We start from the raw sequence: 8,660 nt of genomic DNA, 5'->3' as shown, positions 1-8,660 counted from the left end.
GGGCATAAGCGACTCCATAAACGGGTTCTTATGCCTTAGTTGTAAGTGTCTACCATGTCCCCGAACAAGTGTTCACTATGTCCCCGGACCGTACATGGGGAGAGGGCCGGGGTGAGGGGGGTTAAACCCAGTCCCGAACCTTAATAAACTCACTCAAGGCAGCCTCCGGGCTGCCTTCTTTTGGCTCGTAGCAGTACTCCCAGCGCACCAGCGGCGGCATCGACATCAGAATCGACTCCGTGCGCCCGCCGGTTTGCAGGCCAAACAGCGTCCCGCGATCCCATACCAGGTTAAACTCCACGTAGCGCCCGCGACGGTAAAGCTGGAACTCACGTTCGCGCACGCCGTAGTCGCTGTTTTTACGCCGTTCAACAATGGGCAGATAAGCGTCGGTATAGCCTTCGCCCACCGCACGCATAAAGCTGAACGCGGTATCAAAATCAGGCGTGTTCAGATCGTCAAAGAACAGCCCGCCTATGCCGCGCTGTTCGTCGCGGTGTTTAAGGTAAAAGTAGTCGTCGCACCACTTTTTGTATTTCGGGTAAACGTCTTCGCCAAACGGCAGGCAGAGATCGCGTGCGGTCGTATGCCAGTACACGGCATCCTCTTCAAAGCCGTAGTAGGGGGTCATGTCGAAACCGCCCCCGAACCACCAGACCGGATCGGCCCCCGGTTTTTCCGCAATGAAAAAACGCACGTTGGCGTGGCTGGTTGGCACAAACGGGTTGTGCGGGTGTACCACCAGCGAAACGCCCATCGCCTGGAAGCTGCGGCCCGCTAGTTCAGGACGATGTGCCGTTGCAGAAGCGGGCATGGCCTCCCCGTAAACGTGGGAAAAATTGACGCCTGCCTGTTCAAAGATCCCGCCGTTTCGCAACACACGGCTACGCCCGCCGCCGCCAGCCTCGCGCTGCCAGTTATCTTCCTGAAAATTACCGCCGTCTGCAGCGGCCAGTTTCTGGCAAATCTCATCCTGCAACTGCAGCAGGAAGGTTTTTACCCGCTTTGCATTCGGTTTCATTAACGTTTCCTGGAGTGCGCTTTTTGATTATCGAACCAGTTAAAGTAACTGATGATGCCGGAGGCGATGGCATTGGCGATTTTCTGACGAAACGCCGCGGTACCAAGCAGACGCTCTTCTTCCGGGTTAGTGATGAAAGAGGTCTCCACCAGCACGGACGGAATCGACGGTGATTTCAGCACCACGAACGCGGCCTGCTCCGTGCTCTTGCTGTGCAGACGGTGCACCGGCTTAATCCGTTTGAGGATATGCGAGCCCAGCGTCAGACTGTTTTTGATGGTATCGGTCTGCACGAGGTCGAACAGCACCTGCTGTAACAGGTGATCTTTATCGGTGGCCTTCTTCCCGGCGACTTCATCCGCACGGTTTTCACGGTCGGAGAGATATTTCGCCATGGCGCTACTGGCGCCGCGATTGGAGAGGGCAAACACCGACGCGCCCGCGGCGGAAGGGTTTGTAAAGCCATCCGCGTGAATGGACATAAAGAGATCGGCACCGTGCTTATGGGCAATTTCCACGCGGTCATACAGCGGAATAAAGGTGTCGCCCGTGCGTGTCAGGCGGGCGTCAATGCCGTTGCTGCGTAAAATCGATCGCACATTTTTTGCAATTGCCAGCACGACGTGTTTTTCTTTTGATCCGTTTTTGCCAATGGCGCCGGTATCAATGCCGCCGTGACCCGGGTCGAGCATGACCAGACGCTTCGCGCCTGGTTTTTTGGCTTTGGGTTTGCTGTGTCCGTTACTGGTTTTAAGCGTGCTCTCTTCTTTTGCCTGAGCCTGCTGTGCGATGCCCGTTAACGTTAAGGCCGCCAGCCCCGCTTTGAGAACCTGACGACGCGATGTGAGTGCTTTTAATGGTTTGAATGTGCTCATGCGGCCTGAATAGTAAAAATTGCGGTCCTGGTGTTATATCGTATCGCGTTTAGCGTTACGACAGTCCTTATTGCGAATTGTTTTACTTTTCATTTCAATACGTGACAAAGTGACATTATGCCAAATTTTGGCGAGATTTTCCCCGGTTATTGGCTAAATGCCCTGTTCGCGCCATAATCACTGTTTTTAAACCCGAAAAGGCGGTTAATACCATGGAGATACGCGTTTTTCGCCAGGAAGATTTCGAAGAGGTGATCACCCTTTGGGAGCGCTGCGATTTGCTGCGTCCGTGGAACGATCCAGAGATGGACATTGAGCGTAAGCTGAATCACGACGTCAGTCTGTTTCTGGTGGCGGAAGTGAACGGCGAAGTGGTGGGCACGGTGATGGGCGGTTACGACGGTCATCGCGGCTCTGCTTATTATCTGGGCGTTCACCCGGAATACCGGGGGCGCGGCATTGCCAATGCGCTGCTCAATCGTCTTGAGAAAAAACTGATCGCTCGCGGTTGCCCGAAAATTCAGATCATGGTGCGCGAAGATAACGACGTGGTGCTGGGCATGTATGAACGTCTGGGCTATGAACACGCTGACGTGCTGAGCTTAGGTAAGCGTCTGATCGAAGATGAAGAGTATTGAGATCCACCCGGCAGATTACGACGCGCAGGGGCGTGTCAGGCTGCCTTTCTTATTCTGGTGCGTACTGCTGCTGCAGGCCCGCACCTGGGTTCTGTTTGTCATGGCCGCCGCGTCCCGCGGGCAGGGCGATACATTACTGACGCTCTTTTATCCCGATCACGACGCCTTTTGGCTCGGCCTGTTACCGGGCGTACCGGCGGTGGTGACGTTTTTGTGCAGCGGCCGACGACAGGCGATCCCAAGGCTTTGGCGTGCGCTTCGCTGGCTGCTGATCCTGGCCCAGATTGCGCTGCTCTGCTGGCAGCCTGTGCTCTGGTGGTACGGTGAACCGCTTACGGGCATCGGCATTGCGCTGGTGGTTGCCGATATCGTGGCGCTGCTGTGGCTGCTGACTAACCCCCGCTTACGCGCCTGTTTTACGCATGAGTCAGATTAACGCGGCACTTTTTGCCGATGCTGCACTCCAACAAGCGTTGATTTAACACGTAAGGACGTTTCAATGAAATCGCTGCGTTTACTTTTATGCGCTCTCCCGCTGGCGTTAACCGGCTGTTCAACGCTCTCCTCTATTAACTGGTCGGCCGCTTATCCGTGGAACTGGTTTGGCTCTTCGCTGGAAGTGACCGAGCAGGGCGTGGGCAACATTACCGCCGCGACGGCGCTGGATCAGGACGCGCTTCAGGCGGCCCTGAGCAGCGACTATCGTCTGCGCAGCGGCATGAAAACTGAAAACGGCACTATCGTGCGTTACTTCGAAGCGCTGAAGGGAGACAAACTGGCGCTGGTGATTAACGGCGATAAAGGCACGGTAAACCGTATTGCCGTGCTGGACGATGCCATCCCGACGGCGAGCGGCGTGAAGGTTGGTACGCCGTTTAGCGATCTCTATAAACAGGCTTTCGGCAACTGCGCCAGCGCGCCTTCAGACGATGGCGTGGCGGTGCAATGTAAAGCGCCGGACAGCCAGCACATCAGCTACCTCTTTACCGGAACCTGGAGCGGTCCTGAAGGCTTAATGCCGTCTGACGATACGCTGAAAAACTGGAAAGTGAGCAAAATTATCTGGCAGCAGTAATTTGCGCCTGAACAATCCGTCTCGCTGAAATCCGGGTATAATACCCGCCATCAATGCCACGTTGTCGTGGCATCTTTATTTCAGGAGGAGCGATGTCTCAGGTTCAGAGTGGCATTTTGCCAGAACATTGCCGCGCGGCGATTTGGATTGAAGCCAATGTGAAAGGGGATGTGGATGCCCTGCGTGCGGCCAGCAAAGTCTTTGTGGATAAACTGGCCACCTTCCAGGCCAAATTCCCGGATGCCCATCTGGGTGCCGTGGTGGCCTTTGGCAATAACGTCTGGCGTCAGCTGAGCGGTGGCGAAGGGGCGGAAGAGCTCAAAGACTTTATCCCTTACGGCAAAGGTCTGGCACCGGCAACCCAGTACGACGTGTTGATCCATATTCTCTCTCTGCGCCACGACGTAAACTTCTCCGTTGCTCAGGCGGCGGTAGCGGCGTTTGGTGACAGCATTGACGTTCAGGAAGAAGTCCACGGTTTCCGCTGGGTGGAAGAGCGCGACCTGAGCGGCTTTGTCGACGGGACGGAAAACCCGGCAGGTGAAGAGACGCGCCGTGAAGTGGCGGTCATCAAGGATGGCGTGGATGCCGGCGGCAGCTACGTATTTGTTCAGCGCTGGGAGCATAACCTTAAGCAGCTTAACCGCATGAGTGTGCAGGACCAGGAGATGATGATTGGCCGTACCAAAGAGGCCAACGAAGAGATCGACGGCGATGTACGCCCGGTGACCTCTCATCTGAGCCGCGTTGACCTCAAGGAAGACGGTAAAGGGCTGAAGATTGTTCGCCAGAGCCTGCCGTATGGCACCGCAAGCGGAACCCATGGCCTTTACTTCTGCGCCTACTGCGCGCGTCTGTACAATATTGAGCAACAGCTGCTGAGCATGTTCGGCGATACCGACGGCAAGCGTGACGCCATGCTGCGCTTCACCAAACCGGTCACTGGCGGCTACTACTTCGCACCATCCATTGAGCGTCTGATGGCGCTGTAATTCCCTTTCTCCCTCTCCCTTTGGGAGAGGGGTGGGGTGAGGGCAACAGGCCTCACCCTTATTCCCTTTTCTGCTTGTAAATCACCAAACGGTATATAAAACCGTTACTCCTTTCGACCTCGTTATAAATATTATGACAATAAGATAGTCATCACATTTATAAGGGTGCGCAATGGCCGTTACTGTACTGAAAAAAGGATCCCTGGCACTGGCAGGTTTACTGCTGGTGGCACAGGCGCAGGCGACTGAGCTGCTGAACAGTTCATATGACGTCTCCCGCGAGCTGTTTGCCGCCCTTAACCCGCCGTTTGAGCAGCAATGGGCGAAAGACAATAACGGCGACAAGCTGACCATTAAACAGTCTCACGCCGGTTCGTCCAAACAGGCGCTGGCGATCCTCCAGGGGTTGAAAGCGGACGTGGTGACCTATAACCAGGTGACCGATGTGCAGATCCTGCATGACAAAGGCAAGCTCATCCCGGCCGACTGGCAGAGCCGTTTACCAAACAACAGCTCGCCGTTCTACTCCACCATGGGCTTCCTGGTGCGTAAAGGCAATCCGAAGAATATCCACGACTGGAGCGATCTGGTTCGTTCTGACGTAAAGCTGATTTTCCCGAACCCTAAAACTTCCGGTAATGCGCGTTATACCTATCTGGCGGCGTGGGGTGCAGCGGACAAAGCAGACGGTAACGATAAAGCCAAAACCGAGCAGTTCATGACCCAGTTCCTGAAAAACGTCGAAGTGTTTGATACCGGCGGTCGCGGAGCAACCACGACTTTCGCAGAACGCGGTCTGGGCGATGTGCTGATTAGCTTTGAATCGGAAGTGAATAACATCCGCAAACAGTATGAAGCGCAGGGCTTTGAAGTCGTTATCCCGAAAACCAACATCCTGGCCGAGTTCCCGGTGGCGTGGGTGGATAAAAACGTGCAGGCAAACGGCACTGAGAAAGCGGCAAAAGCCTATCTCAACTACCTGTACAGCCCACAGGCGCAGACCATCATTACCGATTACTACTATCGCGTGAACAACCCTGACGTGATGAACAAACTGAAAGATAAATTCCCCCAGACCGCGCTGTTCCGCGTGGAGGATCATTTCGGCTCCTGGCCTGAGGTGATGAAAACGCATTTTGCCAGCGGCGGTGAATTAGACAAATTGCTGGCGGCGGGGCGTAAGTAATGTTTGCCCTCTCGACTAAACGCGTGCTGCCGGGGTTTACCTTAAGCCTCGGAACCAGCCTGCTGTTCGTCTGCCTGATTTTGTTGTTGCCGCTCAGCGCGCTGGTGATGCAGCTTGCGCAGATGAGCTGGTCCCAGTACTGGGAAGTGGTCACCAACCCACAGGTCGTTGCGGCCTATAAAGTGACGCTGCTGTCGGCGTTTGTGGCCTCGCTTTTTAACGGCGTGTTTGGCCTGCTGATGGCGTGGATTTTAACCCGCTATCGTTTTCCGGGCCGCACGCTGCTCGACGCGTTAATGGATTTACCGTTTGCACTGCCGACGGCCGTTGCCGGTTTAACGCTGGCGTCACTTTTCTCTGTAAACGGTCTGTACGGCGAGTGGCTGGCGAAGTTTGACATCAAAGTGACCTATACCTGGCTCGGTATCGCGGTGGCGATGGCCTTTACCAGTATTCCGTTCGTGGTACGTACCGTACAGCCGGTGCTGGAAGAGTTAGGCCCGGAATATGAAGAAGCGGCAGAAACGCTGGGGGCTACGCGCTGGCAGAGCTTCCGTAAAGTTGTCCTGCCTGAGCTTTCGCCGGCACTGATGGCGGGAGTGGCGCTGTCGTTTACCCGTAGCCTCGGCGAGTTCGGTGCGGTCATTTTTATCGCCGGTAATATTGCGTGGAAAACGGAAGTGACGTCGCTGATGATTTTTATCCGTTTGCAGGAGTTTGATTACCCGGCAGCGAGCGCCATTGCCTCGGTCATTCTTGCCGCATCGTTGCTGCTGCTCTACACAATCAACACTCTGCAAAGTCGCTTTGGTCGACGTGTGGTAGGTCACTGATGGCGGAAGTTACTCAATTGAAGCGATACGATGCGCCCCGCATCAACTGGGGTAAATGGTTTTTGATTGGTACGGGCGTGCTGGTTTCTGCTCTCATCCTTGTGGTACCGACAATTTATATTTTCGTGCAGGCGTTCAGCAAAGGGATTATGCCCGCGCTGGAAAACCTGGCGGACCCGGATATGCTGCACGCCATTTGGCTGACGGTGCTGATTGCGCTGATCACCGTGCCGGTCAACCTGGTATTCGGTACGCTGCTGGCCTGGCTTGTGACGCGCTTTACCTTCCCGGGGCGTCAGATGCTGCTGACGCTGCTGGATATCCCTTTCGCCGTCTCACCGGTGGTGGCAGGCCTGGTTTACCTGCTCTTTTACGGCTCTAACGGCCCGCTGGGTGGCTGGCTGGATGAGCACAACCTGCAGGTGATGTTTGCCTGGCCGGGTATGGTGCTGGTGACTATCTTTGTAACCTGTCCGTTTGTGGTACGCGAACTGGTACCGGTGATGTTAAGCCAGGGGAGCAACGAAGACGAAGCGGCTGTGCTGCTGGGCGCGTCAGGCTGGCAGATGTTCCGCCGCGTCACGCTGCCGAACATTCGCTGGGCACTGCTCTATGGGGTGGTGCTGACCAACGCCCGCGCAATCGGCGAGTTTGGGGCGGTGTCGGTTGTATCCGGTTCCATTCGAGGTGAAACCCTGTCGCTGCCGTTACAGATTGAACTGCTGCAGCAGGACTATAACACCATCGGCTCCTTTACCGCCGCAGCGTTGCTGACGCTGATGGCTATTTTGACCCTGTTTTTGAAGAGTGTGGTGCAGTGGCGTTTAGAAAATCAGGAAAAACGTCAGCATCAGGAGGGAAATCATGAGCATTGAGATTGCCAATATTAAGAAGTCTTTTGGTCGCACCCAGGTGCTGAATGATATCTCGCTGGATATCCCTTCCGGACAAATGGTGGCGCTGCTGGGGCCGTCTGGCTCGGGTAAAACCACGCTGCTGCGTATCATCGCCGGTCTTGAACATCAGACCAGCGGACATATCCGTTTTCACGGCACCGACGTGAGCCGCCTGCATGCCCGCGATCGTAAAGTCGGCTTCGTGTTCCAGCATTACGCGCTGTTTCGCCACATGACGGTGTTCGACAACATTGCGTTTGGCCTGACCGTGCTGCCGCGTCGCGCACGCCCGGATGCGGCAACCATCAAAGCGAAGGTGACCAAACTGCTGGAAATGGTGCAGCTGGCCCACCTGGCTGACCGTTTCCCGGCGCAGCTTTCGGGCGGCCAGAAACAGCGTGTCGCACTGGCGCGCGCGCTGGCCGTGGAGCCACAAATACTGCTGCTTGATGAGCCGTTTGGCGCGCTGGATGCGCAGGTGCGTAAAGAGCTGCGCCGCTGGCTGCGTCAGCTGCATGAAGAGCTGAAATTCACCAGCGTCTTCGTCACCCACGACCAGGAAGAGGCGATGGAAGTCGCGGACCGTGTGGTGGTCATGAGCCAGGGGAACATCGAGCAGGTGGACGAGCCAGAGCAGCTCTGGCGTGAACCTGCCACCCGTTTTGTCCTGGAGTTTATGGGCGAAGTTAACCGTCTGCAGGGCACCGTACGCGGCGGACAATTCCACGTCGGGGCACACCGCTGGCCGCTGGGATACACGCCTGCCCATCAGGGGCCGGTGGACCTGTTCCTGCGCCCGTGGGAAGTGGACGTCAGCCGTCGTACCAGCCTGGATTCACCGCTGCCGGTGCAGGTGCTGGAAGCTAGCCCTAAAGGTCACTACACACAAATGGTGGTACAACCGCTGGGCTGGTATACCGAGCCGCTGACGGTGGTGATGCGCGATGAAGAGGCGCCACACCGGGGTGAACGCCTGTTTGTGGGGCTGCAGCATGCCCGTATTTATCACGGTAACCAGCGCATCGAGACGCGCGAGGATATTGCTCTGGCGGAGTCAGCCTGATAGGTTATTAGGATGTTTATCGCCCGGTGGCGCTGCGCTGACCGGGCCTACAGCTAAAACTGCGTCTTGTAGGCCGGGTAA

At 56.1% G+C, this 8,660-nt stretch carries 10 protein-coding genes; 8 read left to right on the top strand and 2 right to left on the bottom strand.

Features of this window, described 5'->3' with window-relative positions:
* Positions 1–121 precede the first annotated feature (121 nt).
* Both hemF and amiA read right to left on the bottom strand, forming a co-directional pair.
* Entirely contained in the window at positions 122–1,021 is a 900-nt protein-coding gene (gene hemF, locus ACOTX3_RS06130; RefSeq protein ID WP_058679455.1) for an oxygen-dependent coproporphyrinogen oxidase, read from the bottom strand.
* Complete coding sequence (gene amiA / locus ACOTX3_RS06125) at positions 1,021–1,896, bottom strand: N-acetylmuramoyl-L-alanine amidase AmiA (RefSeq protein WP_013098210.1); 876 nt, start codon at positions 1,894–1,896, stop codon at positions 1,021–1,023. The genes hemF and amiA overlap by 1 nt, the downstream gene beginning before the upstream one ends.
* A gap of 212 nt (positions 1,897–2,108) precedes the next feature.
* On the opposite strand from amiA, the gene ACOTX3_RS06120 reads away from it, so the two are divergent.
* The 8 genes from ACOTX3_RS06120 (at position 2,109) to cysA (ending at position 8,579) form a co-directional block, all read left to right on the top strand.
* Positions 2,109–2,534, top strand: coding sequence for a GNAT family acetyltransferase (locus ACOTX3_RS06120; protein WP_014832842.1), 426 nt, complete (start codon positions 2,109–2,111; stop codon positions 2,532–2,534).
* On the top strand, positions 2,521–2,970 hold the full coding sequence (locus ACOTX3_RS06115; RefSeq protein WP_014832841.1) for a DUF2919 domain-containing protein: 450 nt from the start codon (positions 2,521–2,523) through the stop codon (positions 2,968–2,970). Before ACOTX3_RS06120 ends, ACOTX3_RS06115 begins: the two co-directional genes overlap by 14 nt.
* Before the next feature lie 63 nt (positions 2,971–3,033).
* Positions 3,034–3,609 carry an RpoE-regulated lipoprotein gene (locus tag ACOTX3_RS06110; RefSeq protein WP_013098207.1) on the top strand — a complete coding sequence of 192 codons (576 nt, stop codon included), beginning with the start codon at positions 3,034–3,036 and terminating at the stop codon, positions 3,607–3,609.
* Positions 3,610–3,701: 92 nt separating this feature from the next.
* On the top strand, positions 3,702–4,601 hold the full coding sequence (locus ACOTX3_RS06105; protein ID WP_038984269.1) for a Dyp-type peroxidase: 900 nt from the start codon (positions 3,702–3,704) through the stop codon (positions 4,599–4,601).
* 172 nt (positions 4,602–4,773) lie between these two features.
* Positions 4,774–5,787 (top strand): thiosulfate/sulfate ABC transporter substrate-binding protein CysP, encoded by a 1,014-nt coding sequence (gene cysP / locus ACOTX3_RS06100; protein WP_013098205.1) that lies wholly within the window; start codon positions 4,774–4,776, stop codon positions 5,785–5,787.
* The gene (gene cysT, locus ACOTX3_RS06095; RefSeq protein WP_013098204.1) at positions 5,787–6,620 is read left to right on the top strand and encodes a sulfate/thiosulfate ABC transporter permease CysT; all 834 of its coding nucleotides are present in this window, start codon (positions 5,787–5,789) and stop codon (positions 6,618–6,620) included. The genes cysP and cysT overlap by 1 nt, the downstream gene beginning before the upstream one ends.
* The gene (gene cysW, locus ACOTX3_RS06090) at positions 6,620–7,495 is read left to right on the top strand and encodes a sulfate/thiosulfate ABC transporter permease CysW (RefSeq protein ID WP_013098203.1); all 876 of its coding nucleotides are present in this window, start codon (positions 6,620–6,622) and stop codon (positions 7,493–7,495) included. The genes cysT and cysW overlap by 1 nt, the downstream gene beginning before the upstream one ends.
* Positions 7,485–8,579 carry a sulfate/thiosulfate ABC transporter ATP-binding protein CysA gene (gene cysA / locus ACOTX3_RS06085; protein ID WP_058679456.1) on the top strand — a complete coding sequence of 365 codons (1,095 nt, stop codon included), beginning with the start codon at positions 7,485–7,487 and terminating at the stop codon, positions 8,577–8,579. The genes cysW and cysA overlap by 11 nt, the downstream gene beginning before the upstream one ends.
* Positions 8,580–8,660 lie beyond the last annotated feature (81 nt).

Origin of the sequence: Enterobacter cloacae complex sp. IR5384 (genome assembly GCF_049237265.1) — a bacterium.
In the GTDB taxonomy this organism is placed as follows: domain Bacteria; phylum Pseudomonadota; class Gammaproteobacteria; order Enterobacterales; family Enterobacteriaceae; genus Enterobacter; species Enterobacter cloacae.
This window is presented reverse-complemented; position numbering and strand designations above follow the sequence as displayed.

Bases quoted from the DNA above. Each gene is read 5' to 3' on its own strand.
- hemF (WP_058679455.1), bottom strand. From the start codon at position 1,021: ATGAAACCGAATGCAAAGCGGGTAAAAACCTTCCTGCTGCAGTTGCAG.
- amiA (WP_013098210.1), bottom strand. From the start codon at position 1,896: ATGAGCACATTCAAACCATTAAAAGCACTCACATCGCGTCGTCAGGTT.
- ACOTX3_RS06120 (WP_014832842.1), top strand. From the start codon at position 2,109: ATGGAGATACGCGTTTTTCGCCAGGAAGATTTCGAAGAGGTGATCACC.
- ACOTX3_RS06115 (WP_014832841.1), top strand. From the start codon at position 2,521: ATGAAGAGTATTGAGATCCACCCGGCAGATTACGACGCGCAGGGGCGT.
- ACOTX3_RS06110 (WP_013098207.1), top strand. From the start codon at position 3,034: ATGAAATCGCTGCGTTTACTTTTATGCGCTCTCCCGCTGGCGTTAACC.
- ACOTX3_RS06105 (WP_038984269.1), top strand. From the start codon at position 3,702: ATGTCTCAGGTTCAGAGTGGCATTTTGCCAGAACATTGCCGCGCGGCG.
- cysP (WP_013098205.1), top strand. From the start codon at position 4,774: ATGGCCGTTACTGTACTGAAAAAAGGATCCCTGGCACTGGCAGGTTTA.
- cysT (WP_013098204.1), top strand. From the start codon at position 5,787: ATGTTTGCCCTCTCGACTAAACGCGTGCTGCCGGGGTTTACCTTAAGC.
- cysW (WP_013098203.1), top strand. From the start codon at position 6,620: ATGGCGGAAGTTACTCAATTGAAGCGATACGATGCGCCCCGCATCAAC.
- cysA (WP_058679456.1), top strand. From the start codon at position 7,485: ATGAGCATTGAGATTGCCAATATTAAGAAGTCTTTTGGTCGCACCCAG.